Source organism: Mesoterricola sp. MK458, from assembly GCF_055384935.1.
The window spans coordinates 2,553,966-2,580,225 of record NZ_AP045075.1 but is presented as its reverse complement, the minus strand read 5'-3'; the positions used below and the strand labels follow the sequence as shown (position 1 = coordinate 2,580,225).

General features: G+C 65.6%; 23 protein-coding genes and 1 tRNA gene. 5 read left to right on the top strand and 19 right to left on the bottom strand.

The window, feature by feature from the left end:
- The first annotated feature begins 45 nt into the window (after positions 1–45).
- The 4 genes from pepF (at position 46) to ACZ5LB_RS11235 (ending at position 3,759) form a co-directional block, all read left to right on the top strand.
- A complete protein-coding gene (pepF, locus tag ACZ5LB_RS11250) occupies positions 46–1,893 on the top strand; it encodes an oligoendopeptidase F (RefSeq protein WP_464602312.1) in 1,848 nt (615 codons plus the stop codon).
- 36 nt (positions 1,894–1,929) lie between these two features.
- Complete coding sequence (locus ACZ5LB_RS11245) at positions 1,930–3,102, top strand: metallophosphoesterase (RefSeq protein ID WP_464602311.1); 1,173 nt, start codon at positions 1,930–1,932, stop codon at positions 3,100–3,102.
- Positions 3,103–3,157: 55 nt separating this feature from the next.
- Positions 3,158–3,232 (top strand) — tRNA-Glu (locus ACZ5LB_RS11240).
- A 221-nt stretch (positions 3,233–3,453) separates the two neighbouring features.
- A complete protein-coding gene (locus tag ACZ5LB_RS11235) occupies positions 3,454–3,759 on the top strand; it encodes a helix-turn-helix transcriptional regulator (RefSeq protein ID WP_464602310.1) in 306 nt (101 codons plus the stop codon).
- 29 nt (positions 3,760–3,788) lie between these two features.
- Here ACZ5LB_RS11235 and ACZ5LB_RS11230 read toward each other — a convergent pair whose 3' ends face one another.
- The 16 genes from ACZ5LB_RS11230 to ACZ5LB_RS11155 all read right to left on the bottom strand — a co-directional run bounded on the left by ACZ5LB_RS11230 (position 3,789) and on the right by ACZ5LB_RS11155 (position 20,613).
- Positions 3,789–9,527 (bottom strand): hypothetical protein, encoded by a 5,739-nt coding sequence (locus ACZ5LB_RS11230; protein WP_464602309.1) that lies wholly within the window; start codon positions 9,525–9,527, stop codon positions 3,789–3,791.
- Between the two features lie 51 nt (positions 9,528–9,578).
- Entirely contained in the window at positions 9,579–11,303 is a 1,725-nt protein-coding gene (locus ACZ5LB_RS11225; RefSeq protein ID WP_464602308.1) for a hypothetical protein, read from the bottom strand.
- 7 nt (positions 11,304–11,310) lie between these two features.
- Entirely contained in the window at positions 11,311–12,012 is a 702-nt protein-coding gene (locus ACZ5LB_RS11220) for a hypothetical protein (protein ID WP_464602306.1), read from the bottom strand.
- A gap of 93 nt (positions 12,013–12,105) precedes the next feature.
- Positions 12,106–12,306, bottom strand: coding sequence for a hypothetical protein (locus ACZ5LB_RS11215; RefSeq protein WP_464602305.1), 201 nt, complete (start codon positions 12,304–12,306; stop codon positions 12,106–12,108).
- Positions 12,307–12,308: 2 nt separating this feature from the next.
- Complete coding sequence (locus ACZ5LB_RS11210; RefSeq protein WP_464602304.1) at positions 12,309–12,554, bottom strand: hypothetical protein; 246 nt, start codon at positions 12,552–12,554, stop codon at positions 12,309–12,311.
- Complete coding sequence (locus ACZ5LB_RS11205) at positions 12,551–12,790, bottom strand: hypothetical protein (RefSeq protein ID WP_464602303.1); 240 nt, start codon at positions 12,788–12,790, stop codon at positions 12,551–12,553. The genes ACZ5LB_RS11210 and ACZ5LB_RS11205 overlap by 4 nt, the downstream gene beginning before the upstream one ends.
- A gap of 429 nt (positions 12,791–13,219) precedes the next feature.
- Positions 13,220–13,438, bottom strand: a complete 219-nt coding sequence (locus ACZ5LB_RS11200) for a hypothetical protein (protein ID WP_464602302.1) — start codon at positions 13,436–13,438, stop codon at positions 13,220–13,222.
- 86 nt (positions 13,439–13,524) lie between these two features.
- Entirely contained in the window at positions 13,525–14,241 is a 717-nt protein-coding gene (locus tag ACZ5LB_RS11195; RefSeq protein ID WP_464602301.1) for a P-loop NTPase family protein, read from the bottom strand.
- Positions 14,238–15,098, bottom strand: a complete 861-nt coding sequence (locus ACZ5LB_RS11190) for a hypothetical protein (protein ID WP_464602300.1) — start codon at positions 15,096–15,098, stop codon at positions 14,238–14,240. Before ACZ5LB_RS11190 ends, ACZ5LB_RS11195 begins: the two co-directional genes overlap by 4 nt.
- Positions 15,099–15,361: 263 nt before the next feature.
- Complete coding sequence (locus tag ACZ5LB_RS11185) at positions 15,362–15,676, bottom strand: hypothetical protein (RefSeq protein ID WP_464602299.1); 315 nt, start codon at positions 15,674–15,676, stop codon at positions 15,362–15,364.
- Between the two features lie 314 nt (positions 15,677–15,990).
- On the bottom strand, positions 15,991–16,116 hold the full coding sequence (locus ACZ5LB_RS11180; RefSeq protein WP_464606305.1) for a hypothetical protein: 126 nt from the start codon (positions 16,114–16,116) through the stop codon (positions 15,991–15,993).
- Positions 16,117–16,337: 221 nt separating this feature from the next.
- Positions 16,338–17,030 carry a hypothetical protein gene (locus ACZ5LB_RS11175; RefSeq protein WP_464602298.1) on the bottom strand — a complete coding sequence of 231 codons (693 nt, stop codon included), beginning with the start codon at positions 17,028–17,030 and terminating at the stop codon, positions 16,338–16,340.
- 112 nt (positions 17,031–17,142) lie between these two features.
- Positions 17,143–18,573: a tyrosine-type recombinase/integrase gene (locus ACZ5LB_RS11170; RefSeq protein WP_464602297.1), complete on the bottom strand. Its 1,431-nt coding sequence runs from the start codon at positions 18,571–18,573 to the stop codon at positions 17,143–17,145.
- Between the two features lie 338 nt (positions 18,574–18,911).
- The gene (locus tag ACZ5LB_RS11165) at positions 18,912–19,157 is read right to left on the bottom strand and encodes a type II toxin-antitoxin system HicA family toxin (protein ID WP_464602296.1); all 246 of its coding nucleotides are present in this window, start codon (positions 19,155–19,157) and stop codon (positions 18,912–18,914) included.
- Entirely contained in the window at positions 19,154–19,372 is a 219-nt protein-coding gene (locus ACZ5LB_RS11160) for a 2-oxoisovalerate dehydrogenase (protein ID WP_464602295.1), read from the bottom strand. The genes ACZ5LB_RS11165 and ACZ5LB_RS11160 overlap by 4 nt, the downstream gene beginning before the upstream one ends.
- Before the next feature lie 65 nt (positions 19,373–19,437).
- Positions 19,438–20,613, bottom strand: coding sequence for a competence protein CoiA family protein (locus ACZ5LB_RS11155; protein ID WP_464602294.1), 1,176 nt, complete (start codon positions 20,611–20,613; stop codon positions 19,438–19,440).
- Between the two features lie 206 nt (positions 20,614–20,819).
- Here ACZ5LB_RS11155 and ACZ5LB_RS11150 point away from each other — a divergent pair, with 206 nt between their 5' ends.
- A complete protein-coding gene (locus ACZ5LB_RS11150; protein ID WP_464602293.1) occupies positions 20,820–23,954 on the top strand; it encodes a fibronectin type III domain-containing protein in 3,135 nt (1,044 codons plus the stop codon).
- A gap of 154 nt (positions 23,955–24,108) precedes the next feature.
- Here the strand turns inward: ACZ5LB_RS11150 and ACZ5LB_RS11145 are convergent, their stop codons facing one another.
- From ACZ5LB_RS11145 to ACZ5LB_RS11135, 3 genes are all read right to left on the bottom strand, one after another.
- Positions 24,109–24,729: a hypothetical protein gene (locus tag ACZ5LB_RS11145; protein WP_464602292.1), complete on the bottom strand. Its 621-nt coding sequence runs from the start codon at positions 24,727–24,729 to the stop codon at positions 24,109–24,111.
- A gap of 26 nt (positions 24,730–24,755) precedes the next feature.
- On the bottom strand, positions 24,756–25,697 hold the full coding sequence (locus ACZ5LB_RS11140; RefSeq protein ID WP_464602291.1) for an ankyrin repeat domain-containing protein: 942 nt from the start codon (positions 25,695–25,697) through the stop codon (positions 24,756–24,758).
- 88 nt (positions 25,698–25,785) lie between these two features.
- Positions 25,786–26,250: a hypothetical protein gene (locus ACZ5LB_RS11135; RefSeq protein ID WP_464602290.1), complete on the bottom strand. Its 465-nt coding sequence runs from the start codon at positions 26,248–26,250 to the stop codon at positions 25,786–25,788.
- Positions 26,251–26,260 lie beyond the last annotated feature (10 nt).

Genomic DNA, 26,260 nt, shown 5'->3' with positions numbered 1-26,260 from the left:
CCCGCCATGTTCCGCCACACCCTCCCCCTGCTTGCCGGAGTTGCGATGATCGCAGGACAGCCCATACCCGACTTCTCCCAGACCGAGCGCGCCAAGGTGCCCGAGATCCACAAGTGGCGCGCCTCGGACATGTACAAGGACGATGCCGCCTGGCGCACCGAGCTGGACGCCGTCAAGGTCCTCATCGCCGCCCTGGACCCCCTGGGCAAGGCCTGGACCGCCTCCCCCAAGGCCATGGGCGACTTCATGGCGCGCCTGGACGAGGTCAACCTCCGGGGCGGGCGCCTCTACCGCTACGCCAGCCACCAGGGCGACATGGACCTGGGCGACACGAACTACCAGAAGATGAAGGGCGAGATCCAGTCCGTGCTGGTCGGCCTGGGCGCCAAGCTCGCGTTCATGGACGCCGACCTCATGGCCCTGGGCCAGGAGAAGGTGGAAGCCTACGTCAAGGCCGACCCCCGCCTCGCCTCGCACCGGGTGGGCTTCCTGAAGACCCTGCGGATGAAGGCCCACATCCTCCCCGAGGGCGAGGAACGGGTGGCCGCCACCGCCGGCCTCTTCGCCGAAGCGCCCTCCGCCGCCGCCGGCATGCTCAACAACGTGGACATGCCCCACGGAACCGTGACCCTCTCCACGGGCGAGAAGGTCGTCCTCAACACCGCCAACTACAACAAGCTGCGTGCCTCCAAGATCCCCGCGGACCGGCGGATGGTCATGGAGACCCACTTCCGCGAGCAGGCCCAGTACCAGAACACCTTCGCCACCCTCCTGGACGCCAACGTCAAGCGGGACCTCTTCCAGGCGAAGATCCGGAAGTATCCCACCTGCCTGGACGCCGCCCTCTATCCCGAGGCCATCGACACCGCCGTCTACCGGAACCTGGTGGCCACCGTGAAGGCCAACCTGGCGCCCCTCCATCGCCTCATGCGCCTGCGGGCGCGGATGCTGGGCCTGACCGACATGAACTACGGCGACGTGTACGCCTCCGCCGTGCAGTCCGTGGACAAGAAGTACACCTTCGAGGAGGCCCGCGACCTGGTGCTCAAGGCCACCGCCCCCCTGGGTCCCGACTACCGCAAGGGCCTGTCCCAGGCCTTCACCAACGGCTGGATCGACATCTACCCGAACAAGGGCAAGCAGTCCGGGGCCTACTCCGACGGCGTCTACGGTGTGCACCCCTTCGTGAAGATGAACTTCGACGGCTCCTTCCACGAGGTGTCCACCCTGGCCCACGAACTGGGCCACGCCATGCACTCCTACCTCTCGGACGCCGCCCAGCCCTTCCCCATGGCCGACTACCCCATCTTCCTCGCGGAGATCGCCAGCACGTTCAACGAGAACCTGCTCATGCACCACCTGCTGGACACGGTGAGCGACGACACGCTCAAGCTCTACCTCCTGGACAGCTACCTGGAGACCATCCGCGGTACCCTCTTCCGACAGACGCTCTTCGCGGACTTCGAACTGGCCATGCACGAGCGGGTGGAGCAGGGGCAGTCCCTCACCCCCGACTGGCTCGACGCGAAGTACCTGGAACTCACCCGCCTCTACTACGGCCACGACAAGGGCGTCATGAAGGTGGACGACTACATCAAGTCCGAGTGGAGCTCCATCCCGCACTTCTACTACAACTACTACGTCTTCCAGTACGCCACGGGCATCGTGAGCTCCATGGCCCTGTCCGAGGCCGCCCTGAAGGATCCCGCGGCCCGGGACCGGTACCTGGCCTTCCTTCGGTCGGGCGGCAGCCGCTTCCCCCTGGACACCCTCAAGGCCGCCGGTGTGGACCTCGCCACGCCCCAGCCCGTGGAGGCCGCCCTCAAGGCCTTCGACGCCCTGGTCGGGCGCATGGAGACGCTCTACGACCGCACCCGGACCGCCGGGAAGTAGCCCGGCCCGTCACCGCAAGCCCGGGGGACCCTGCCATTGCTAGCCCTGATCTTCATCGCCCTCATCGTCGGCCTTCAGTACTGCCACCGGCAGCTCATCCATCGGCTGCTGCCCGAGGGCTATGACCGGTGGGTGACCCCGGTGCTGGTCCTGATCCACCTTCCCCTGGCCCTGTACATGGCGATGCGCTTCACCGGCAACGCCACCTGGCTGCCGTGGCTCCGCCCGTTCTCCCGGGCGGGGCTGTACTTCCAGATGTTCAGCGCCTTCAACCTGACCCTGTGGCTGCTGTCCGAAGCGCTCTGGCGCCTGCGGCACCTGTGGCGGCCCCAGCCCGGGCAGCCACCGGAGGACCCCGGCCGGAGGACCTTCCTCCGCCAGACCACGGTCGTCGGCGTGGGCCTGGCCTCCTTCGGCGTGATGAGGGGGCGCCGCGAGGCCCTGGGGGACCCGGACATCGTGCACCTCCAGCTCTACTTCCACGACCTGCCCCCCGGCATGGACGGCCTGCGCATCGCCCAGATCAGCGACCTCCACGCCGGCCCCCTGGTGAAGTCCCCCCTGGTGGCCCGGTGGCGGACCCTCGTGCAGGCCGAGCGCCCGGAACTCCTCCTCCTCACCGGGGACGTCACCGACAGTGTCCCCGCGGAGGCCGGCATCGTGGAGGAGGCCTTCCGGAACTTCCCGGCCCCCCTGGGTTGCTACGCCATCCTGGGCAACCACGACTACTTCACCGACCCCCGTCCCATCTGGAAGATCCTGGAGCGCACCGGCTTCCAGTGCCTGGAGAACCGCTACGCCAACGTCTACCGCAACGGCTCCCGCATGGCCCTGGTGGGCCTGCAGGACCCCATGGCCCGCCACGGCCACTTCCAAGGCATCCGCTACGGTCCCGGCCCGTCCCCGAAGATCGCCACCGAGGGCCTGCCCCCCGACGTGTGGCGCCTGTGCCTCAGCCACCGCCCCAGCGACTGGCCCCTTGCCCGCCAAGCCGGCGCCCGCCTCACCCTCTCAGGCCACACCCACGGCGGCCAGATCAACATCATCCCCTTCGTGAACAGCGCCCTCCTCCTGGGCCCCTACGCCCAGGGCCTCTACCGCAAGGACGGCGACGTCCTCTACGTGAACCGCGGCCTGGGCGTGGTGGCCCTCCCCATCCGCATCGGCGCCCCCCCCGAAATCACGATCATCACCCTCCGCCGCCGTTGAAAACATCTTCCCCATCCGAGGTTCATGCGCTAGAATCAAGGTTCGGCATAACCGTGGCTCCATCGTCTAGCGGTTAGGACGGCGCCCTCTCACGGCGTTAACAGGGGTTCGATTCCCCTTGGGGCTACCAGTAAACAGAAGACTTAGGCCCGGGAAACCGGGCTTTTCTCTTGTCACAGTAAAACGACAGTAAAAACATGCCCCTAGTGATGGACATATCACCTTGGAGAGGCATGGAATAAATCGTTCGAAACAAACGGTTTCAGCCCCTTGGACCTAGAGGCTTGTTTTTTGTCATCCTACAGCTGTCCTACAGGGACGATGGAATCTCTGATCGGAATGGAGACGACCATGACCCTCCCCGCCGCCCTTCGCCTCGAGCTCCTCCGGGAAATGCTGCCGGAGGGCTACGTCATCGCCACCCAGGCGGAGCTCACCCGGGCCACCGGGGCGGACCTGCTGACGGAGAAGGAAGTGGCCGATGAGATGCACGTGGCGGTGGCCACCCTGCGGAAGTGGCGCACCACAGGGGAGGGGCCCCTCTTCGTGAAGGTCCCGGGCTTCCGGGCTCCGCAGTACCGCCGCTGCGACCTGGAGGAGTGGAAGGCCCACCTCCCCGGGCGGAGGTCCTCCCTGGAATGCCGCAAGGGTACATGAAGAGGCCCCCGAAGGGGCCTCGTCCACGTTCACTTCTTTTTCGGCGGCGCCCCGAAGGCGAGGCCTGAGAGCACGTCCCCAGGGCCTTTGGGCTTGACCTTCCCCTTCCGCACCTGGTTGAGGTACTGCGCGATGGTGGCCGCCTGGGAGGATCCGCCGACGCCGAAGAGCACGCCGAAGGATCCCAGGGCATCGATGCCGAGGTCGGCCAGGTCGTGGCTCTTGTCACCGGCCAGGATCTTCCCGCCCATCACAAAGGTCCTGCCCGCCCTCTCGATGGTGGACACCACCGGCGAGAACTTGTAGTCGACCTGGCGCCCGGAGAGCCCGGACTCGATCATGCCCGCAATATCTCGGAAGCCGACCATGGTCCCGGGGATGGAAAACGCTGCCTTCTGCAGGGCCCACTTCACCTTGTCCTCCCCGGGCCGGGGCCCGCGGTTCTTGATCAAGTCGACCAGGATCGCCGGCAGCATCGCCCCGAAGAACACCGCGGCCGCCACCTTGGGAATGTCCTTCGCTCCCGTGGCCTTGTGGATGGAGTCCCGGATCCACCCATAGACCGGTGTGGCATCGCCCATGTACATCGTCATGAAGGGCGCAATGCCGTCGGTCTTGTACTTGATGGCCGGCTGGTCCTTGGGGGCGTCGGCGCTCAGCAGGAGGCGCACGGTCCGGTTGGCCTCCTGCACCGCCTGGCCCTCCTGCCCGTGGGTGTCCATCCCCTTCCGGTAGACGGCCCACCAGGTGGGATAGCTGGTGATGGTGTCGGCCATGGCCAGGCCGTACATCCCGAAGCGTTGGACCTCCGCCCAGTTCGAATTCTTTCCGGCCAGGAGCTGGGCCTGCTTGCGCATGTCCCGGTCCAGGTTCTCGGAACGGCTCCGCATCTCGCCGGAGAGGGCCTGGACCTTTTCCACCAGCAGGTTCCTCCCGGGGCGAATGCTGGTGGTGAACTCCCGGATCCCGTCGGCGAGATACACCCCGTCGACCCGGGGCGAGGCCGCCACCCGCACGAAGTCCGTCGCCTGGGCCAGCACGGAGGAGGCCCGAAAGCACAGGGTCCCGATGACGATATTGGACCTGGAGGTGAAGGCCGCGCGGTTCAGTCGGGAGAGCGCATCCGCCGGGCTCCCGTTCCGGTCGTTGGCAACGTGGCGGAGCCAGTTGTCCAGAACGGACATGTATTCCTCGCCCCGGGTCTCCATGACCGCCTTGCGCACCTGGTCCTGCTTGAACAGCTTCCAGATGTCGGAGAGGGCCTCCTGGTGCGTCACCCGGTGGATGACCTGGGCCAGGTGCCGGGTGAGGATGGATTCGAAGTCCAGGAGGATGGGCCCGGCATACTTGGTGCGCTCCTTGGTGAACCCGTTGGGGGTGTTGGGGGCCAGGAAGCCGCGGTCCGTGAGATCCAGGATGTTGGTGTCCTGCATGGCGCCGTGGGTGTCCCGGGTGGAGTCGTACTTGACCGGGAAGTAGCCGCCCTTCAGGTGCATCTCCACGCCGTCGGAGGTGGTGATGGTGAAGGGCGAGGCCTCCACCCACTTGGGCTCCAGGCCGGTCATGCGCCGCTCCAGTTCGCCCAGGGCCGGCCGGAGGGCGTCCAGCGTGTCCCAGGTCTTCTGCACCAGGGCCCAGTCATGGGAGGTGAGGGTTCGCAGGGCCGCGTCCACCTTGTCCAGTTCCAGGTTCCAGCCGTAACCGTTGATTAGCTTGGTCCGCTGTTCCTGGTTCCCCCAGTTGAAGGCCATGGAGAGGACCTGGCGCCGGATGAGGTCCCGGTCCATGCCCGGGAGGCGGATCCCGACGGAGTCCGTCCCCTTCAGGCGCATCTCCTTGGGCATGGACTCCAGGGCGTCCAGGATGGGGCGAGAGACCTTCTGAGTGAGGTCATAGGCGGCGGTCTGCGCCTCCGAAATCCGATTGAAGACGAACGTCGACCAGGGCCCCTTGATGTCCCCGCCGTCCAGCTGCTCCATGACCTGCTCCGGGCGGAGTTGGATGGAGGAGAAGTACCGCTCAGCCTTGGCCAGGCGTTCGCCGGCGGAGAGGTCCGATCCGGAGAAGGGAACCGCCTTGGCCTTCCCGTTGGTGTAGGCCGCCTTCACCAGGGCCGCCGTCTGGTCCTCCCGCGTGACCCGGATGCCTTCGATAACGCTCTCCAGCTGCCGGCGCGCCACCGTCTCGATGTTCCGGAGGGCATCGTGGACCGCCTCCAGCTCCGTGATGGTCGCCTCCCGGTAGTTGATCCTCCGGGACTCGTTCATGACCGCGGGGTCGATGACCAGTTCCTCCCCTTCCTTGCGCTGGGCCTCCACGAATTCGGCGAGCGAGGTCTGCCGGGCGGCCAGCTCCTTGTTGGTGATCCGGGCGAACTCGTAGCGGTCCCGGATGGCGTTCGCCTGTTCCAGGAAGGGTCCGCCGGCCTTGCCGAAGTTGGCCCTCACCGATGGACGGTCGAACTTGGCCTGGTACCGGACGATGGTCTCCGCCCGGGCCTTGGCCTTCACCGCCTCCAGGTAGAGGAAGTGGTTCAGGATCTCCCTCTCCTTGGCGTCCCCGGCCGGGCCATACTCGCCCTTCCCGAAGGCGCGGAGGACCTCCCGCGAGGCCTGGCGGCTGGCGATGATGTAGCGGTCCGGCGTGAGGTCCTTGATGGCGGTCTTGGCCACCAAGTCGCGCGCCGCCACCCGGAAGGACTGCATGGGCGGGATCTCGTTCTGCAGGCCCCGGGCCCAGAACCGCTCCGCTCGGGCCTGATCCTTGAGGGCCAGGTCCACGAAGGGCCGGACCTCCCGCTGCTTCTTCCGAAGGCCGCGCAGCTCCATGGCCAGGACGTCCTCCCGCTTCTGGTTGTGGAGGGCCTCCATCGCCGCGTCGGCCACGGTGCCGTCCAGGCGCATGTCCCCGTGGCGCTCCTTCATCAGAGCGTCGGAGGTCGTCCGGATGGCCTCGCTGCGTTTTGGCGCACCTTCCAGGGCCTCCACCAAGTCCCGGCCCGAATCGAACCCCAGGGCCAGGGCGGCCGCCTCCGCGTCCATGCCGCCGTCCACCCGGTACACGTTCGGGTGCAGCTCGTGCAGGGCCCGCACCCGCTCCTCCCCGAACTGGTCCACCAGGGCCTTCCGGTTCAGGGTGACGGCGTCGCCTTCCTCCGTGGTGCCCTTCCGGAGGGCCTTGATGGCCTGGTATTCCGGCTTGGCGTCGATCTCCTTGGCGACCTGCTCGCGCACCTGGTCCAGCTCCGCCCGCCACTGGGCGGTGCGTTCCCGCTGCCCCTCCTTCATGAACTTGGCCTGGAGGATGTCCTGGGCCGTCTTGCCCTGGGTCGCATAGGCCTTGTCGTAGAGCGCGAACTCGGCCTGGCTGACGCCCATGTCCTCGGCACGGGCGAAGAGTTTGGACCCGCCCAGGCGCTGCCGCGCCGCCTCGATCTCCTGGTCCGTCGCGTACATGCGGTCGAACACGCCCCGCACGTCCTCATTCAGGCTGACGCCTAGGTTGGCCGCCTTCTGGTAGATCAACTGCATCCACGCCTTCACCCGCTGGAACACCCCGTGCAGGGCCTCGCTGGGGGCCTTGCCCTCCATGAGGTAGGCCTCGTTCGCCCGGGCGAACTTCTCGTGCTGCTTGGTCCCCACCTTCTCCCAGGCGTCCACGCCCATGAACTTCAAGACCTTCTGGAAGTCCTCCCGGATCTGGGGGGAGGCGCTCTCGCGGGTGGCCAGGTCGCTCATCATCTCCAGCCAGAGGTGCCCGGTTTCGTGGGTGAACGTGGAGAGGTCCCGGCCGGCCAGGAGGGCGATGTTGAACTGGCGGCCCTCGCCAACCTGGATGAAGCCGCGGGTCTCCGTTCCCCCCTCCGCCGGCCGTGCGGCGCGGAAGGTCTCCCCGGAGGGACCCTGCAGGAGCGGGGCCTCGAGGCGCTGGGTGATCATGTCGGCCAGATTGGCCGGAGCCTCCCCGGCCGGGCCGGAGATGACCGGCGCGTACATGGCGTGCAGCTCCGCCGGGTTCAGGCCCTCGCGCTGCGCCGCCGTGGCCATCCGGGCGGCGTAGAGGGTGGCGTTCGTCTCGGCGGTGCTGGGCTCCATCCCGACGGCCACCAGGCGCGCCTTGATGTCGGCCTTCACCTGCATCAGCTCCGGGGAGGGCAGGTTCGTCAGGTCCTGCTGCGCCGCCTGGACCCGGGCCTGCTCGTCCACCTGGCCCGCCTGGGTCTTCAGGGCATCCTCCGCCGCGGCTTGGGCCTCCGGAGGCAGGTCCCGCAGCTCCCGGATGGAGAGGTGCCCCGGGCGGAACCGCACATCCTCCAGGAGGCCGGCGTGCTCACCTCCCGCGATCTTGGCGGCGAGCTGGGCCGTAGGGATGACCAGGTCCGTGCCAGCGGCCCGGGCCTCCTCGAAATTCTTGGCGCCCAGGTCCTCCGCGGCTGCCCGGGGGTCGATTCCCTTGGACTGGAAGTAGGTCGTGAAGGCCTCCACCGGGACCAGGGCGTCCTCCAGGGCGGTGTCCTTCAGGATGGACTGGGTGAGCTCGCCGAACTTCTCCGGGGCCCGCTGGCGGAGCCTGGACTCGGCGGCCGCGTCGAAGATCCGGGCGCCCACCGGCGCCAGCTCGAACCCGATCATGGAGAGGATGTTCTGGCCGGCGCCCTGGAAGAGGGGCTGGGTGCTGCCGTGGAGCATGGAGAGGGCATTCTCCCCGGCCGTCACACCCAGGCCCAGGGCCGTGCCCCGCCCCGCCGCCTGCACCACGGCCCCGGGGATGGTCCGGGTGGGCAGGGAGGGTGGAAGCTTGGTCATCAGGGCCAGGTTCAGGCCGGCGCTGCCCAGGGCCTCGGCGCCCGCGGTGAAGGGGTTCGCACCCTCGGCGATGGCCTGCCGGTACTTCTCGGTCCCTGCGTTGAAGGCGAAGACCCCGGGCCCGGCCTTGCCCGCCACGCCAAAGGCGGCGATGGTCCCGGGCAGGGCCTCCGCCGTGTTCACCAGGGGGCGGCCCCACCAGGCGTAGTCGGGGTTCTCGAAGGGCTTGCCGGTGCTGGGGTCCACCAGGGAAGGGTTGGGCCCCTGCTTCACGTAGCCCCCCATGAACCGCTTGCCGGCATCGGTGAGGCTGCCCACGGCGCCGGCCAGGGTCCCCTCCCGCTGGGGGTTCCGCCACTGGCCCGCGATGTTCTCCGCGGTCTGGTTGAGGGTCTGGGGCCCCGTCACAAAGTTCCCCAGTTCGGAGGCCGTGCCCGCCGCGGCGCCCGCCCAGTGGGCCGCGGACTTCAGGAGGTCCAGGACGGGGGAGTAGAACGCCTGGTCCGTGTTGGCCAGGGCCGAGTTCACCTCGTTCCGGGTGTAGTTGTGGAGAAGCACCCGCTTCCGCTCCTCCACCACGGCCGCGCGCTGGGTCGGGGGGAGGTTGTAGAGGTTGGCCGCGGTCGAGGCGGCCTCCATGGACGCCAGGCGGTCCAGGTCGTCATGGGCGATCGCGGCGTTCTCCGGGCTGGAGGTCCACTGCGCCAGGCGTGGCGTCTCGCCCACGAACCGCTCGAAGTCGATGGCGTTGAGCTTCCCGGCCCGTTCGAAGTTGCTCCGTTTGTCCTGGGCGAAGGCGGGGGAGGTCCCCATCGCGGCGGCCGCGCGCTGGACCTTGGCCCGTTCGTCCGGGTCGAACTTCATCCCGAACCCCAGGGCTACCCGGGACTGCTGGGCCGTATCGGACTGCTGTATCGTCTGCCTCAGCATGGCGCCGAGGGGGTCATTCTCACCAGGATTCATGGTGGTCTCCGGAAGGGCCGGGGGAACCGGCAAGGGAGGTTGAGGGTGGGTCTACTTGGGGTTGCCGTTCTCGTCCACCAGGTCGCGGTCCTTGGCGTCGAACCAGAGCTGGGTGATCTCCTTCTTGGTGGGCTCCCGGAGGCCGCCCTGCTGCGCGCGGGTGCGCAGCGCCTGGATGAAGGGCTGCGGCACCTGGTCCTCCACCTGGAAGAGGCGTTTCTCGGTATTGCCGAGCCATCCCCGATTGGTGACGACCGTCTCCAGCTCACGGTCCATGACGGCCTCGGTCTCCTGCAGCGTCCAGGGCTTGCCGGAGGCCTGCTTCATCTTCTTGACCTTGTATTCCAGGACGGAAAGCAGGTTCTTCTCTTCGCCCGTGGGGTTCGCCTCGTCGGAGATGAGGCCTGCCGCGAACGCGCGGGACTTGAGCTGGTCCTGGTCCACCTTCAAGGCGCCCCACTTGTTGGGGTCCATCCGCACGTCGTTGAGCTCCTTCAGGAGGTCCACGGTCATCTTGGGCCCCAGGGCCGGGGCGAGCTTGCGGATCTGGTTGTCGGTGAGGGTCGGGAAGTTGGGGTCGTGGATGACGTTGTAGTAGGTCAGGTTCCGCTCCAGCTGCACCCCGGGCTCCTCCTCGTTCCGCTTCCGGAAGGCCTCGATCTGGCCCACTAGCCGGGCCTGCCGGGTCCCGTCCATGCCGAACTTGAACTCCGGCATGGCCCGGATGGCGCCCAGGGACTTCCCGGCCAGCACCTGGCCCCAGATGGTTCCCTGGTTGACGTCCTCCCTCTGCTTGACGCTGTAGTCGTGTTCCTTGGCCCGGTCGTTCAGGCTGGCCAGTGCGATTTTCTGGGCCTCCGGGTCGCTCGAGAACCGCTTGCGGATCTGCTGCCCCATGGCGTCCAGGTTCACGGCGGAGGTATCCCCCTTGGGGCCGCCGGCCGCCCACACCTCCTCAACGGCCTGGTCAACCTGCAGGGACCGGCCAGTCTTCCGGATCTGGGATTCCATGGTGGAGATCAGCTTGGGGTCCAATTGGTCCCGGTGGAGGTCGAAGTAGGCCTGGGCGGCCTGGGGGTTGTTCGCCTGCAGGAGGGACCCGATCACCAGGGAATGAGTGCCGCTCTGAGCTTCCATGATGCGACTCTGGCGAACCTCCGGGCCATCCCCCAGGACGTCGGAGAGGCGGCCCGCCGCGAAGACCTTCCGGTCCAGGGCGTTGATGATGGTGGTGGCACGGAGGCGCCCATCGGGTCCGACGGCGTTCTGGGCGACGTCCTGATCCGCCACCGCCGCGGCGCCCTTGTAGGTGTTCTGCTCGTAGTCGAGGTATTGCTGGTCCTGGTGGGCCTGCAGGTGGCCTTGGAGATCCAGCCTGAGACGCTGGGACGCCTGGGCGAACATCCGGCGCTGGGTGTCGTCGGCCAGGGACCTGGAGAGTTCCTCGACGTTCTGATCGAAGGCTTGGAGCCCGGTCGTCCGAAGGTCCTGGGGCATGCCGTCGTCGGATTGGTTCGTGTTCAGGACATTGATGCCCCGGACGGAGTTGCCCTGGGACTTGAGGTCCAGGGCCTGCTGTTGAAGCTGCGTGACGACGTCCTCCACCCGGGCTACCCGGGCGTCCTGCTGGAGCTTGGCCATGACCTGGCCGGCCTCATTCAGGCCCGCGGCCAGCCCCTCACCGAAGGTTCCCGGCGGGGTGCTGGTGGTGCGCATGCCGCCCTGCGCGGTTTGCGCCTGGACGTTGGAGTTGTAGACGGGGATGGGGCGCGGCATGGGTCACCTACCCGATACCGTATTCATTGATTACATCCGCCCGGAGCTGGGGCACCTCCCGCGTGTCCAGGGAGGGCAGGACAAACTCCAAGAACGCGGGCCAGCGCATGCACCCCTCATAAATTGCAAACGCCCGGTGCAGGGTGTGGAGTGCCTCCTTGGGGAGCTTGTTCAACTCCTCGGCCACCATATGGGTGATGGCCAGTTTTTCTGCGGCCTCGACGGCCAGTTCCTCGGCGCTCAGTTCAGGGGCGGGAGGGTTCTTCGCGACAATGGCCTTATGGCGGTCCTTCGCCGTCTCCAGGGCCAACCGCGCCTTCCGCAGTTGGGCCTGTGCCTTTTCCTCGCCCGGCGTGTCTACGGCCACGGCGAGAGCATCCATCGCATCTTCCACCGCCTGCTCCGCCTCGATCACCTGCTGATGGGCGGCCGCGGTTTGCATGGAGCCTTCCTTCCCCTGTTCCGTGGCATCGGTGATGGCCTTCTTGTGCCTCTGATACGTGGCCAGTGCCTTCTGCAGGGTTTCGGAGCTGGTGCAGAACCGGGAGTGGAAATTGTTGCTGCCGGGCAGCGCATCCGGGGCCGGGGTTGGGGCTGGTTCCGAAATACGCTCGGCTCCCAGGGTGGCCATCACCTCAACAAAGGTCGGGGTCCCTGCAAGAGGTGAAGGGTGAGATTTGGTTTGCACAGGGTTGGTGTGGTTGAACATTTGAATCTCCTATGGGGCCGGGATGACCGGCAAAGGGTGAAGGGTGCCCGCTAGGCCGGTCCGATCCGGCAAGGGCGGGGTGGTGAGTGCTGCCTATTCGCCGATGAGGGTCTTGGGACGGGTGGTGGCCGGGGCCATGACGCCCTGGCCGCTGGTGAGGACGGTGGACTTCAGGCCCTTGGCCTGGAGCTGCCGCTGCCGCTCGGCATCAAGGCGGGCCTGCACGGCAGGGTCCTGCGCGGTGGGGGTGGCGGGAATCTGGGGAGTGGAGACGCTGGGGGATCCGAGGCACATGGTCAGGACTCCTTTTCTGCGGGGGTGGTGCTGGGGTGGTGGAAGGAAGCGACCACCAGGTCCTCCAGAGTGGGGCCGGCCCCTTCCTTGAGGACGTCGTCCGGCACGAACCGCCGGATGATCTCCCTGCAGTGGGTCTTGTTGTTCTGCGCCCACCTGCGCAGCTCGTCCCATCCGCCCATGGCCTGGGCCGCGGCGTCGAAGGCAGCCTCCGCTTCCAGGGCTGCAATTCTCTTTTCGCTGGTCACAGATCCTCCTTCTTCGCAAGGTGGAGGAGCTCGCCGAGCGTCATTTGATTGTTGATCTCGCCTTTCCTCTGGCCTCGGATGATGTCCTCAGGGACGAACCGGGCCAGCACTTTCAGGAAGTCCGCTGGGTTGCTCCGCGCCCAGGATTCGAAAACCTGGACACCTCCCATCCGGTCGAAGGCATCCACCAAAGCGGCTTCAACCTCCAGCATTATGATACGTTTAGATATTTCCATTGGTTCCTCCAAGGGGCCGGTCTATTCCGGCAAAGGGGAAGTGAGAAGTTCAGTCCAGAATTGGACTATGAAACTCGCAGTTAGGCTGGGACGTCTCCATTTCCATGGATAGGGACGCGCACCAGCCCGGCCCGAGCGGGTCAGTGCGGGAGAAATGAATGCAGGTGCTGCAGCCCTTCGGAACGACGACGCTAAGACCGCGCCGACGAAACTCGTTCTGCAGTTCCTCCTGGTAGGCCTTGTACGGGAGACCACGTTGATAGGGCGCGCGCTCGTTTGAATCTAGGGTGCCCTTCTCGCATGCGATGGCAACCAGGAGGTCCGCGTCACTCATGGCCCGCACCTCCCTCCGGACCTCATGAGGAAGCTGCAGGTCGGGCGGGAGAGCCTTATTGAGGCATTCCGCCTGGTGGATTTTGTGATCATCCTTCACGATATTTTCCTCCTAATTGAAAATGAACGATATTCCAGCTTCTGGATGCGGTCCTCCATGTTGTGTCCCGAGAGGATGCTGGAGCAGGTCAGGGCGGCGTAGATCAGGACGCGGGCCTTATCGGGCTTCATCCGGTCGGCGGATGCTTCCGTGAACACCCAGGCGATGGCCCGCCGGCAATCCTCCTGAGACTTCAAGCGGCGCTGGGATGGCATGGGGGTCTCCTATCTTGGTCAAGTCGTGGCGGTGGTTCTAGCCGGTTCTATAGGGCAAGAAGTGGGGGTGATGGGGCAGAATTGGGTCATCCCCGGAGGGTTTGGAGACGCCTGTCAGGGAGGTTGGGGAGCATGATGGGGGGCGCGAGGGCCTGGAGGCGTGAGAAGGTGCGGGCGCCGTATCGTTCCGCGATCTCAAGAGGCGTGAGGTTCGAGGTCCAGATGATGGGTCCCTGCTGACGGAGGCGTTCATCAATCACCCGGGCCAGGACCTCGCCGGCCCAGTCCGTGCCCGTGGCGCGGTCGGCGCCGATGTCGTCCAGGATCACCATCCGGGAGGGGTCCTGGAGGGTCTGGATCCACTCCTCAACCTCGCCCTGCCGGTTCCTGCTGAAGAGGAGGGCGCGATTGGCTGCAACCTCCCCGGGCCAGTTGGTCCACGCGAACCAGGGGGATAGGGACACCTCTCCGTAAATGAGCGTGTCGAGGTTCCCACCCTTGACTATCTCCTCCATATGGGCGTCCACGCATCTTTCAGCGTTTCGCCGGATTACCGCGGCGATGGCGAATGTCTTGCCCACGCCGAACCCACCGATGAGGCCAAAACCTCTCCATGAGTTCGGGAGGAGGTCCCGAATCGCCTTGGAAACCTGGTCCCAGGTTGCGGTTAGCTCGTGGGGCGCCATGTGCACCCTGTCCATGTATGCCCGGATGAACCGCTCCCTCCGTCCGCGGAATGCGGAGATGGCCTCCTCCAGGGTGGGTGGGTGGTAGGTCTCAATTGCTTCTCTGGCGGTGGTCATGCTGGCTCCCTCCAAATTTCGGCCATTTCTTCCTCGGCGAGGGTCTCAACCTGGTGGGGCTCCATGGCGGCCAGTTGCTCGAGGTACTCCTGATCAACGGCGCTACGGTGGGAAGGAGCGCGTCCCGTTCCGCCGGCAACCTTGGGAAGGTCTGGGGTGAGGTAGCCTTCCCCCTCCAACCAGGTGCTGAGCTTGGGCATGAACTTCTCTTCGGAGGTGGCCTTCCTCAGGTTGTCGGCCCGGTTCTGGATCCGCTCTGCGGTAGTGCCGGCCTTCAGGGCACCCACATAGAGCCTTGCAGAGGTCTTGGGCGCCGGGTTCTTGGACTGCCCCCCGAAAGTGGACACCAATTTCCAGTACGCCTCCCAGGTTGGAGTGCCCTTCCCTCCATGAAGAATCTCTTCCAGGGACTCACCACCTTTAGTAACCCGCTTCTGGCGTCCGCCCACCCTGGGCGGAGAAGTGGATTCAAGTTTGGTGGTTCTGGGTTCTTCAGTTAAAGGGATTAAGGGATTAACGGATAGGCTTTCGATTGGCTTTCGATTGGGTTGACCTTCGCTTTCGATTGGGTTAACCGATGGGTTATCCGATGGGTTTATTCGAGGAGGACGACCACCCTTCGATCCATTGATTGCGTACGCTTCCCGCAATGCTTCAGCCTCAACCCGCATTTCGTGGCCGATCGTGAACCCAGCCAAGAATGGAACCGTGGCGCTATCCCGCGCAGTCCCTCTATTCATACCGCGGGAGAGGCCGGACAAGAACTGTGATAAGTCCTCGTCACCATCAAGGCTGGCGAATCCGGCGTTGAAATCGTCCAGATTCAAGCGCAGGTTCCAAGTCCTGGAGATCGCCATGTCAACGCCTCCTCTGGATGGGGACCAGGCCGCCTGTCCTTCGGCGAGGCTGCGGGGTGACCTTGGACGGAGGAATGGGCATGGCGTCGTTGCCGTACATCTCGGCAAAGATCCGAACCGAGGCCTCAGGATCCGCACCATGTTCCGGGTTGGCCTCCAGGAGTGGCCAAAGGGCAGGGTGATCGAGGGGGTTCACAAAACCCTTCCCGAACGCTTGGTTAAGGCTCAGGACGATATCGTGAGCGTCCCGTTTTGAATTCATCCTAGGCCCCCGCCGCGACCAGGTGGGCCGTCTCTTCCATCCAGGCTTTGTGGGCCTGGTGGACGTGCTTCATCCAGGTATCCGTGGAGACCAGACGGTCGTGGGGCTCGTTCTCCCAGATGGAGAGGGCGGCGCGCTCCCAGTTCTGGAGCCAGAGTTCGAAGTCGTTCTCCACCTCGTCCGCGGCCGCATTGACCATCGGCCGGATGACCTCGAAGACTTCTCTCCCCCTCGCACGGCCAACCTCCTTGATGCTGTTGAGCAGATCCTGGGACGTGCCTTCGGCAGTGAATTGGTGAAACGCGTTGACGGCCATTGCGGCCTCCGAATTAAATTCGCTAGGATTTGGCCCAGCGGTAGGTTGGGATACGTCGATCCCAGTGCACGGCCTGGAACCGGGAGTTTCGAACGGGGCATGTAGAACCCCTGCCCGTATTCGCCCCTGAGGGCTGTTGTATTTCGGGCACTCCCGGCATTGATGCCGTGGTGCCGCTTGTCGTGGTCCTGACTGTCGAGGGCGGTTCCCCGCTACATGGAGGTTCGAAGCTCCGAATCCCAAGTTACGGCTGAAAACAGGTGAATGCAATGCCTTATTTTCGCGCCCCGCAGCGCGTCCGAACCGACTCTCCATCACGCAGCCCAGGGGCCTTGGGGGAGGTGCGTAAGGCAGGCAGTCATGTCAGAAACCAGGATGAGCCTGCGAGCTCTCACCTTAACGAAGCGGAGTTTCCCCGACTTCATGAGGTCGTAGAGCATGCTCTTGCTTAAACTCGTTGCTTCGGCGGCTTCTGAAACGGAAAGGCTCAGCCTTGGGACCTGTGGCAGGAGTGCAGGGGCCTGAGGGATTGCGAGTGTCTTGAGCTTCGGCATGGGTCATCCTCCGTGCACTTCCACTCATGGGTGGTTGTGTAAGGAAAAGAATCAGCCCAGGACGAGCGCGGGGAAAGGCATGGCACAGGGCAAAGAACGGCCCTTAGTCATCCTTTGGGAGTGCGCTTCTTGTGGAAGATCCCCCATTCATCCTGCTTGGGTAGGTGCCCAGTAGCTGCCCAATGTGCTTTCTTGGCAAGGAGGAGCCCATCCTCCTTGGACCTCATTTCCTTCGTCGCCAAATTGATAGATCGGCTGATTAGCCACTTTTGGGGTGTCGTGGTGGCCTTTGGAAGGGGCATGTCAACGTACCCTTCAGCACGGCTTGCAGCCATTTGTAGGGCACTTCGAAGCATGTCAATAGCTGTCGGTTCACTACTCTTCCAGAATATATCCGGCTCAACAACGCCTTCCTCGTGCTGTTGTTCTATTCCAGAAAGCCAAGTTCCCAGGTCATCTTGGAGTCTCTCTGGGAATTGCGGATCGCCTAAGAGGTTTACCAGGGCTTCAGCATGGGTTCTTATCTTGACCGCAAAACGCTTTTCAAACTTCGCCGTCGTATCTCGATCCGAAGACGCAATGCGGTTTGTGTAATGCCGGACCATTTGGTCAAGGGATCTTGATAAAGAAATCGTCTTCAGTGATTCCGAAATCAACTTCGCCTTTGCTTGAGCGTCCAATTTCGCCAAACTCCCGTCCTCAAGACGAGGGGTCATTTCCGCACCGAGCAACTCAAACGCCTCCTTTTTGAAACGAGTTAGGCGCGTCTCGAATGGGTCAATAGTATTCGCCGTTCCCATTGCACCTCCCGTCGGTGCTTCCCGCAAAGGAGACGCGGCAACTGGTGCGGGAACCAGCGTTCGGGCCGTCGCCCTAGCCGCGTCATGCCAAGTGTAGCGCCGTCGCCTGCTGTCAACCTGTCCCGACAACTTTCAAAGGAATGACTTTCGCGGTGTCCATGAGGCCCAGCTTGGGCATGAGGGCTCGAACGGACTCTGCAAGGGCGGTAGGGGCCAAGTGCCCGTAATGCTTCTCAACCATCCGGGTATCCGTGTGCCCCAACTGGGCCGCCACGTAAGCCAGAGGGCAGCCGGCGTTCACCAGCATGGAGGCATAGGAATGGCGCAGCTCATGGAAGCCTAGAGGATCCAGGCCCGAGGTGGTGCACGCATCGGCCATGAACCGGCTCTGGTCACCATGGCCCCAGGCGGTGCCCACGTCCTGCCGCTTCCGGCGCGCAACCTTGGCCCGCTGGAAGATTAGTTCAACAGCGGAGCGGCCGGCGACGATCTCCTGGAAGAAGGCCTGGCCCTCATCGGTCAGAACCACCCGGCGGGGCTTTCCTTCCCCGGTGCCCTTGCCGATCAGGAAGAGCGTTCCGCCGGTGGCATCGAAATCCTGAACGGTGGCGCCGGCCAACTCGCCGTATCGGCCGCCGGTGTAGAGGGCGCCCTTGACCAGACTCCGGAAGTCCACCGGGCAGGCGTTGACCAGGCGCACCTGATCTTCAACGCTCAGGAAACGCACCCGGGCCTTGGTGGTCCCGCGGTAGGGCTTGGCTTCGCGCCATGCCTCCCCGGTGCAGGTGACGCGGCGGCGGTCCAAGGCGTGATTCAGGGCGGCCTTCAGGATCGTCAAGACGCGGTTGGCTGAATCCCGGCGGGCCCGCTTCTCATCGTCCGTGGCGGGCGGGGCAGGGGGCAGCGGAACGGGCTTGGGTTCCTTGGGCGTCTTGAAATTCCGAGGCTTCGCTGGGGCCTTGCGCGGGCGGATCCGCCGGGCGGAATCGGCCATCTCGGCAAGCCATGTCTCCAGTCGGCGGCGGGTGAGCTTCGTCACTTCCAGCTCCCCCAGCTTGGGATAGATCCAGAGGGCGGCCCGGGCTTCATCACGCTTGAGGCCCTTCACGCCCCGCCGCTTCCCGTCTTCGAAGTAGGCTTTGAGGGCATCGGTCACGGTGTAGGGGCCCACGTGGGCAGGCTCCCCGCCGGCAACCCGGGCGGCCTCGCTGGCGCAGTCCTTGAACCACACATCGGCGGCGTCCTGGGCTTGCTTGAAGTCCAGGACGGTGGCCCCGTCTGCGTCCCGATAATCATCTGCGGTGCCCATGGCCTTCATCTTGAAGGAGCGGGATTCAGGCAGGTAGAGCCGCGCGCGCCAAGTCCCTGCGCCCTTCTTGGGCTTGTGGTAACCGATCGCCTGGTTTGGCGCCACCACGAGCCAGTAGGGATTGGATGGTGAAGCCTTCAGCGATGCCCGGCCGGACCTGCTGCCCAGGTTTCCATCTCGAACGGTCCTGGTCATGACTGCCATTCCCCCACAGTAAAACCACAGTAAAAACATACCCCGGGAAGCGCATGGAGGCAAGTGGAGAGAAAACGTCCTATTTGCAGGCAGTTCAAGGGTATCCCGTGTCCATAGCCTTCCACGGGTGAGGCGCCAATGGCCTCTCTAGGCCCTCTCACGGCGTTAACAGGGGTTCGATTCCCCTTGGGGCTACCAGCAAACACCCTCGAGAATTCGAGGGTGTTCTTGTATCTGATCGGCATCCGGTTTTGCTCGACCCCGTCCGACCGGGTTCTTCGTTGCACGGGGATTCTAGGGTCGTAGGGCTTCCAGGCCTTGCCGGGAAGTCGCTGTGGATCAAGCCTGAGGCCGCGGGGCCCGGCGCAGGTCGGCGGTCAGTCGAACAATGCCCTCATTACCTCCTCCCGGCTCTGGCTCCGTGCCTGGGCCACCTCGTCCAGGATGCCGGCCAGGGTTCCAACCTTGAGCGGATCGTGCCTGGGAATGGTCAGGTGGTGCTGCGGAGGGCCCGGGCATGTCACCCGAACGTGGCTGCCGGTGGCCCGGGTTTCGTGGTAGTCCAGGCGCCGGAGGGCCTTGATTAGGTCGGCCCCGGAAAGGTCCCGGGGAAGGCGGGTCATACGGCCACCAGGTAGTCCTTCACCAGGTGCAGGCGGATCATCAAGGGGGCCTCGTCCTCGTCGAAATGGCAGAGCACCGCGTCCCGCACGGCCACCTTGAGGGCCTCCAGGTCGTCGGCTTGGGTCAGGATGCTCGCCCCCAGCGCGCGGGCGCATAACCCGCCCTCCGGGTCCTCGGTCACTTCGAAGATGATCTCCTTGATTCGGTCGGCCATGGGGCAGCTCCGGGATCATTATGAGGCATGATTTGCAGCCTGCCACGCCTGGGCCATACCCTCTCCTACTTCGGGAGGCAATCCGTTTGGCACATGGGCGTCCACGGCAACGGCAGTACGCCGATGCTATCTGCACCGCAATGAGGGCAAATGAACGCCAAAGGCCGGTTGGTCCCGTTCAAGGGCAGGCGATGCAACCGCTTGAGGTCAGGGGTCGCCCTGAGGCTCGGAACGGCTTCGGCGGGGAGTGGAACGACTGCCCAGGGGCGGTTGGCGTTTCTCGGGAACCCGAAGGAAACGTGGATGGTCCCTCCATCGGCGGCATGGAGGATCACCTGGGGCTCCAGGGCACTGCGAAGGGAGGAGGCCATCTCAGCCCCAAGGATCTTGTTCCGGACCAGGATTCGGGAGTTCTGTTTCCGGCACGACGGACACCGCCAACAAACCATCGGTTTCCTGCGGCGATGCCCTGACTGAAGCCAGCCCTGGATCTGTTCATGGAACCCGGCAGCGGCAAGCTGGGAAGGGTAGTCGCCAAGATCGGTGATCTCGGACATCGAGGACGGGTCAAGCCGGCTGATGCACGTGCAGATCAAGCATCGGCCGCTCCAGGGGTGGAGGCCCTGGCAAGGTCTCCAGGTTCGGGGGGAGGACAGAACGTGCATGGCATCCAGTTCGATCCAGGGCATGGAGGTCCTTACCGCTTTCTCCCGGTCGACCGCATGGCTCACCCTAACTTCAATGCCCAGAATGGGACGGCCTTCGTGCAGAAGCATCACGTCGGGTCGCAGCCCATCCGGTGTGGCGCGCTCCACTGCAACTTCATCAAAGGCAAGGTCGGCCAGGGAGAACCATGCTTCGCGTGGACAACGCCAGGAATCCGAAATGCCATCGGCATGCAAGGGCCCGGCGCAAGGCGCGAGAATCCGGGGCGCCCATGCCCGGCGCCCATTCAACATCCTGCCGAGCATCTGGGCGATGCGGTTCTTGACGCCCTGATGCAAGGCGGTTTCAGGGGAACAATAACCATCGCATTTGTGGGCAAAGTGAGGGGAACGGATGGCCCCCCGGCGAAGCACAAGCGGACGTGCGCAGCCAGGGCAGCGGTACTCGACGTCGCGACGGGCATCACGCGCACGCACCAGGCGGCCATTCGGGGCCTCACCTGCCGGGACCTTGAAGAAGGAGGACGTTGGAGCCTGGCCCTTTTCGCCCATGGATGAATCGAGGTCGGCTTCCATCATGTTTTCCAGAACGAGGCCGGGACCGGCTCTGTCTTGGATGAAGGGCAGGGCGCCGGGGTTCCAGCACTCCAACAGGGCATGAGGCCTATCAATGGCGGGTTGCGGAAAAAACCGTCACTTCCGCCGGAGCATGGTGCAGAATGGATTCACCGCATTCAACCTGTTTTTTCCCGGAGCGCCCCATGCACCCTGGCCGATGGCTGTTGCCAGCCCCACTCCTTCTCTGCCTTGCCTGCGGAGGCGGCGGATCCTCGGCGCCGGCGCCGGTGCCGGTGGCCAGCCCATCCATGCTGCCGCCCACCGTGGATGCGGCCTCGGGTTCGATCACCATCCAGTGGCTTGCGCCCTCCGGGAGCATCGACGGCTTCGACCTGGAGGCCCGGTATGGCGCCGAGGCCTATCAGAAGCTCAACACGAGCCTCCTTCCGGCCGGCACGCTCACCTATTCGCTCACCCTTCCGGCGTCCGTGGCCGAAACCACGGACTGCGCATTCCGGGCGAAGGCCCGCCGTGGGACCGAGGCCAGCCCCTATTCCAACGAAGTCACCTATCACAAGCCCCTTCTTGCCGCTGGGCAACCGGCCGCATCGTACGACTGGGCCAAGGCCGGCATGGTCCTCTCCTGGTCCAGCCCGTCCACCCAAGCGAACGGCTTCATCGTCAAGCGGGCCGAGTGCACCAATGGGGGCAGCCTCCTGGGGGACTGGGTCGCCCTCCAGACGGTCGCTTCCAGTGCGACGACCTGGCTGGACGTATCCGCCCGCCTCGGCACCTTCTACGTCTACCGGATCACCAACGTCAAGGGCGCAGAGGCCAGCGCGGACGGCCTGCCGTCGGCGGTGGTCTCCACCCAGGTACCCTCGCCCACCCAGCTGGTGGCGGTCTTCGATGCGGCCCAGGGGGGGGTGAACCTCACCTGGGGCAATTCCTTCTCGTATGGGGACGGTTTGCTGCTTGAGCGCGCTCCCGCCGATTATGGCGGCAACGCCGTCGGCGCCTGGGCGGCTCTGGCCACGCCTGCCGCGGGCGCCGCGGCCTTCCTGGACACCCAGGTGCAGGAAGCCCAGAATTACCTCTACCGCATCAGCAATGTCCGAAGTTCAGTGGACAGCCTGCCCCTGACCATCCAGGCCTGCGTCACCGTGCCTCCGGGCATGCCCACGGGTCTCACGGCGACCTTCAACCTCAGCCAGGGCGCGCCTTCGCTCACCTGGGTCTCCAATACGACGCGCGCCACGGGCGTGCGGGTGGAACGCGCGGAAGCGGGCGCATCCGGCCTGCCGTCCACGCCCTGGGTCAGTCTTCCGGTCCCCGCCGGGGTCATCACCTCCTTCACGGATTCCGGCGCCCAGGAATTCACGCGGTACGTCTACCGGGTCACCAACGGCTTCGGCGCAACCTGGGGCACGGCCAGCGCCATCTCGCCCAGCGTGGTCACGCCGTTGGCCGCGCCCACCCAGGTCGTGGCCACCTTCGACGCGGTCGCCAACAAGATGAACGTCGCCTGGGTGTCCAACACCACCAAGGCGGATCACGTGCAGGTGGAGCGGGTGGCGGCGGACGCCAATGGCCTGCCCGCCAGCACCTGGAGCTCCCTGACCTCCTACGGAGCCACCACCGGCTACACGGACCTTTACACCAGCGAGCTGACCTCGTACCTCTACCGCGTCACCAACCTGGCCGCAGGCGTTCCCAGCGCGGCTTCCGCGCCTTCGGCGCCCATCCGGACCCCCCTGGCCCTTCCCAGCTATCTTGACGCCTATGCATCCTCCAATGGGTCGGTCCAGGTGAGCTGGTCGGCCTCCTCTGCGAACAACTGCATCTACCTCCTGGGCCGGGCCGAGGCCGATGCGTCCGGGACCCCCACCAGCGCCTGGTCCTCCCTGACGTTGCCTGCTGGCCGCTCGTACGGCTACCAGGACACCGCGGTCACGGAGGGGAAGGCCTACGTGTACCACCTGGCCATTTCCCTCGATGGCTACACGACCCCCTTCCTCCGGACGACACGGCCGGTCCAGGTGCCCGTGTCGGCTCCAGTCCAGGTCCAGGCGACGCCCAAAGTCGCGGGCGTCGACCTAGCCTGGGTGAACAAGAGCACCACGGCCACGCAGATCGTCATCCGCCGCTCCGATAACCAGTCCACCCTGGACGTAGCCAGCCTTCCGCCCGGCACCACCTCGTATTCGGACACCGATCTTCAATTGGGCACGTACGCCTACCGGGTGGTGGCGAAGGTGGGCACGACGGAGACCGCGAGCAGTGAGGTCAAGGCCACCACCCTGAACCCCCCTGATGCCCTGGCACTCACCGCCACCACCCTTTCGGTGCTCCACGCCGATGACGCGGCCCTGTTGCCGACGGGCGCCTGGGCGTTCGCGGGGCAGAGCCCCTTCGGCATGCTGGCGAACCCCGGCGACCCGTGGGCGGCCTTCTACCCCGACACCGCCTCCCTGCTGAACGCCTCCCTGGTCCAGACCGATGCCTCCGGGCACCCGCATTCGGTCTACCTGATCCCCAGCACCACCGTGCCCACCCAGACCGTTGTCCGGCACCTCTGGCATGATGGGTCCGCCTGGCAGACCGAGGACCTGTGGGAGGGTACAATCCCGCGCTCCTACAGCGTGCAGAGCTTCCATTACACCCTTGATCAGGGCGGCCGGCCCCAGGTCCTGCTGAACACCAGCACCTCCTACTACCCCACGGTGGGCGCCATGCGGCACCTCCATTACAACGGAAGCGCATGGGTGTGCGATTCCCTAGCGGGCGCGGCGAACTCCACCCTTTCCATCTCCGGCTTCAGTCTGAGCCTCGACGCCGCCGACCAGCCCCACCTCCTGTTCCTCATCGATACTGCCGCGGTGGAATTCCTGCCCAGCGGCCCCGGCACCTGGACGTCCGCGACCCTGACTTCCGAACCCCTCGGAACCGGTTCCTCGTCCTACGTCCAGGGCGTCTGGGCGGATGCGGACAACGGGTGGCTTTTCTACACGCCGGTTCTCTCCAATTCCTATTCCAGGACCTCCCTGAAGGCCCGACAGAAGATCGCCGGTGTCTGGCAGGCTCCCCAGACGCTCATTTCGAGCGTCTCCGCATACTCCGCGGAAACGTCCATCAGGATCTGCACCACGCCTTCACGGTCCAAGGTCCTGGCCGGAATGGCCACGAGCGCGGGACTCAAGGTCTACCACCAGGCCGCGGGCGCGTGGCACGAAACCCTCGTCAACACCCCGAGTGTTTCCGTGTCCTGGTTCCGCCTGGGCCTGGACGGCGCGGGCCTCCTCCATGTGCTGGTTCCGGCCTCGGGTGGTACAGTCACCTACGCGGATTACCACCAGTAGCCCACCTTCGAACGTGTTCCTGGGGCCGGCCAATCGCCGGCCCCAGCCCATTCTGCCTTTCTTTGCCGATCCTCCCCGGAAAACGCGCGTTCACGACCTGGCTGACACGCGTTCAACCCGAAGATCCAGGTGATCTGTCATCCTGCGACCGGGCCTAGATCAGCCTGTCCTGGGCGAGCCGCTCGATGATCTTCGCCACCACCTCCCGGGAATCCATGCCGATGGCGGATTCCCCGGAATAGATGGCGCCCGGGGGCCCGAAGCTGGCGGCGCTCCATTCCAGGGAGACCATGGCCTTCCAGACGTCCTGTCCATCCCCCGAGGCCTTGAGGCCCAGCCTGAACCGGGCCGACGCCTTGCCTGCGCTGCGTCCGGTTTCGACCATCTGGAGGGTCATGAAGAAGGCCGGTTTGAAACCCGCCTGGATGGCCGCATCGCCGGGGGTGGGCAGGGCGGGGGCCACGGTGGGTTTGCCGTCGCCCAGGGGGAGGGTCGCGTAGGGAACGGAGAGGGTTCCGCCTCCTGCGCCGGGCTGGGCCGGTTTCACGACGAGCACGGCCGCCCGGATGTTCCGGGCCTCCAAGGCGGCCTCCAGGCTACCCTTCAGCCCTTCGAAGAAGGGTGCGTCGATGCTGCGCGCGCAGCTCGCCAGGACACAGAGATCGCTGACCTTGCATTCGTAGCTGGGGCGCACGCTGGATTCGATGTTCACGCTCGCGCACCCGGTGAGGGCGGCGAGGCCGAGGCAGAGGGGGATCCGATGCAGGTTCTTCATGGGCATAGTCCAGTCTCAGGGTTGGGTCAGAGGAGGTGGTCCGCTTCCAGTTCCGCCTGGAGGGCGGTGGCGAAAACCCGCGCCACGTCCTCCGCCGGCCCGAAGGGCGAGTGCTGCTTCGAGTCATGGGCAGTCAGGGACCTGGACCAGAGCACGTCGGGCGAGCCGGAAGCCCGCAGGGCGATTTCGAAGGTGGCCTCGAGGCGCATGGGGGCCGTCTTCTCCTGCCATGGGAGCCTCTTCGCCTTCCGCAGGGTGCCCGAGCCTTCCCACACCGTGAGGACAAACCTGGCCTTGGTGGACGCCACCTGCGCGGCCAGCGCCTTCTCCTCATCCAGGGCGAGCGGGTTCTGGCGGAAGAAGGTGAACTGGATCTTCCTGTCCTCCAGGCCGAACGCCAGGGAATTCTGCACGGCCGTCAGGAACGTGTCGGGCATCTCGCTTCCGGAGCCGAGCACGATCACCACGGGCGTGATCCGGCCGATGGTCGCCGGGGCGGGGCGGGCGGCCTCCGGGGCCTTGACCTTGCCCTCCAGGCGCGCGAGGCATTCGACGAACCCGAATTGCCGGGCCAGGTCCGCGGGCCGGACGCCCTTGGCATCCGCCAGGGAAGGGTCGGCCTTGCCGTCCATGAGGATGGCGATCCCGCTCTCGAAGCCGTAATAGGCGGCCACCGTGAGGGCCCGCGCGCCGGGGGCGAAGGAACGGTACGGCTGGGTGGCGGCGATGTTGGGATCGGCCCCCTTGGCCAGCAGCCAGCGCATCGCCGTATCCTGCTGGTAGAACGTGGCCCAGAGCAGGGGCGTCCAGCCCCATCGGTCCAGGGCGTTCACATCCTTCCCGGCTTCCGCCAGGGCGATCAGCCTCGGCAGGTCACCGGCGATGGCGGCCCTGGAAACCTCGGAGTCGGCCCCCAGGGAGCCCCCCGCCAGGGAAAGGCACAGAAGGGTTGCGAGCGGAACGCGCATGGGCAAATCCAGAGAGGAACGCTGTTGACGGATGGTCAGCAGTGTACTCCGTGCGAGGCGGCCTCGCAACGCGCGGCCCGTGGCGCCCTCAGGGCCGTGGGGTGGTTCCGGACGATTGCCGCCCGCCCTGCTCCAGGAAGTCGCCCAGGCGCCCGCCCTTCTCCAACGCCTGGCGGAGACCGCCGAACCAGCGAACGTCGTCCGCCTCCCGTTTCAGGGAGGCCAGGAGGAACGCCGCCCCGCAGAGGAGGGCGGCGATCCCCATCAGCGCGACGGCTTCCAGCCCGTTGCCCAGGGCTTCGGACACGTCGGGGTAAAGGTGCTCCGCGGCGGCCCAGCAGGCCATCAGGACGATTCCCGCGAGGGAGGCCCAGGCGGCGCGGTCGTGGAAGGGCCGGATGTCCTGGCGGTAGGCCAGGTCCTGCACCCTGGAGACGGACGCGAGGAAGGCTTCCCGGCTCAGGGTTCCGGCGTCGCAGTCCTTCTCCAGGCGCTCCAGTTCGGCCATGACCACGCTGGTTTTCCCTTTCCGCTGAAGGCGATGGAGGCTCATGGAGAACTCC

Excerpts from the sequence above, each read along its gene's own strand:
- pepF (WP_464602312.1), top strand. The coding sequence starts at position 46 with ATGATCGCAGGACAGCCCATACCCGACTTCTCCCAGACCGAGCGCGCC.
- ACZ5LB_RS11235 (WP_464602310.1), top strand. The coding sequence starts at position 3,454 with ATGACCCTCCCCGCCGCCCTTCGCCTCGAGCTCCTCCGGGAAATGCTG.
- ACZ5LB_RS11230 (WP_464602309.1), bottom strand. The coding sequence starts at position 9,527 with ATGAATCCTGGTGAGAATGACCCCCTCGGCGCCATGCTGAGGCAGACG.
- ACZ5LB_RS11225 (WP_464602308.1), bottom strand. The coding sequence starts at position 11,303 with ATGCCGCGCCCCATCCCCGTCTACAACTCCAACGTCCAGGCGCAAACC.
- ACZ5LB_RS11220 (WP_464602306.1), bottom strand. The coding sequence starts at position 12,012 with ATGTTCAACCACACCAACCCTGTGCAAACCAAATCTCACCCTTCACCT.
- ACZ5LB_RS11215 (WP_464602305.1), bottom strand. The coding sequence starts at position 12,306 with ATGTGCCTCGGATCCCCCAGCGTCTCCACTCCCCAGATTCCCGCCACC.
- ACZ5LB_RS11205 (WP_464602303.1), bottom strand. The coding sequence starts at position 12,790 with ATGGAAATATCTAAACGTATCATAATGCTGGAGGTTGAAGCCGCTTTG.
- ACZ5LB_RS11200 (WP_464602302.1), bottom strand. The coding sequence starts at position 13,438 with ATGCCATCCCAGCGCCGCTTGAAGTCTCAGGAGGATTGCCGGCGGGCC.
- ACZ5LB_RS11195 (WP_464602301.1), bottom strand. The coding sequence starts at position 14,241 with ATGACCACCGCCAGAGAAGCAATTGAGACCTACCACCCACCCACCCTG.
- ACZ5LB_RS11190 (WP_464602300.1), bottom strand. The coding sequence starts at position 15,098 with ATGGCGATCTCCAGGACTTGGAACCTGCGCTTGAATCTGGACGATTTC.
- ACZ5LB_RS11185 (WP_464602299.1), bottom strand. The coding sequence starts at position 15,676 with ATGGCCGTCAACGCGTTTCACCAATTCACTGCCGAAGGCACGTCCCAG.
- ACZ5LB_RS11180 (WP_464606305.1), bottom strand. The coding sequence starts at position 16,116 with ATGCTCTACGACCTCATGAAGTCGGGGAAACTCCGCTTCGTTAAGGTG.
- ACZ5LB_RS11175 (WP_464602298.1), bottom strand. The coding sequence starts at position 17,030 with ATGGGAACGGCGAATACTATTGACCCATTCGAGACGCGCCTAACTCGT.
- ACZ5LB_RS11170 (WP_464602297.1), bottom strand. The coding sequence starts at position 18,573 with ATGTTTTTACTGTGGTTTTACTGTGGGGGAATGGCAGTCATGACCAGG.
- ACZ5LB_RS11165 (WP_464602296.1), bottom strand. The coding sequence starts at position 19,157 with ATGACCCGCCTTCCCCGGGACCTTTCCGGGGCCGACCTAATCAAGGCC.
- ACZ5LB_RS11160 (WP_464602295.1), bottom strand. The coding sequence starts at position 19,372 with ATGGCCGACCGAATCAAGGAGATCATCTTCGAAGTGACCGAGGACCCG.
- ACZ5LB_RS11155 (WP_464602294.1), bottom strand. The coding sequence starts at position 20,613 with ATGGAAGCCGACCTCGATTCATCCATGGGCGAAAAGGGCCAGGCTCCA.
- ACZ5LB_RS11145 (WP_464602292.1), bottom strand. The coding sequence starts at position 24,729 with ATGAAGAACCTGCATCGGATCCCCCTCTGCCTCGGCCTCGCCGCCCTC.
- ACZ5LB_RS11140 (WP_464602291.1), bottom strand. The coding sequence starts at position 25,697 with ATGCGCGTTCCGCTCGCAACCCTTCTGTGCCTTTCCCTGGCGGGGGGC.
- ACZ5LB_RS11135 (WP_464602290.1), bottom strand. The coding sequence starts at position 26,250 with ATGAGCCTCCATCGCCTTCAGCGGAAAGGGAAAACCAGCGTGGTCATG.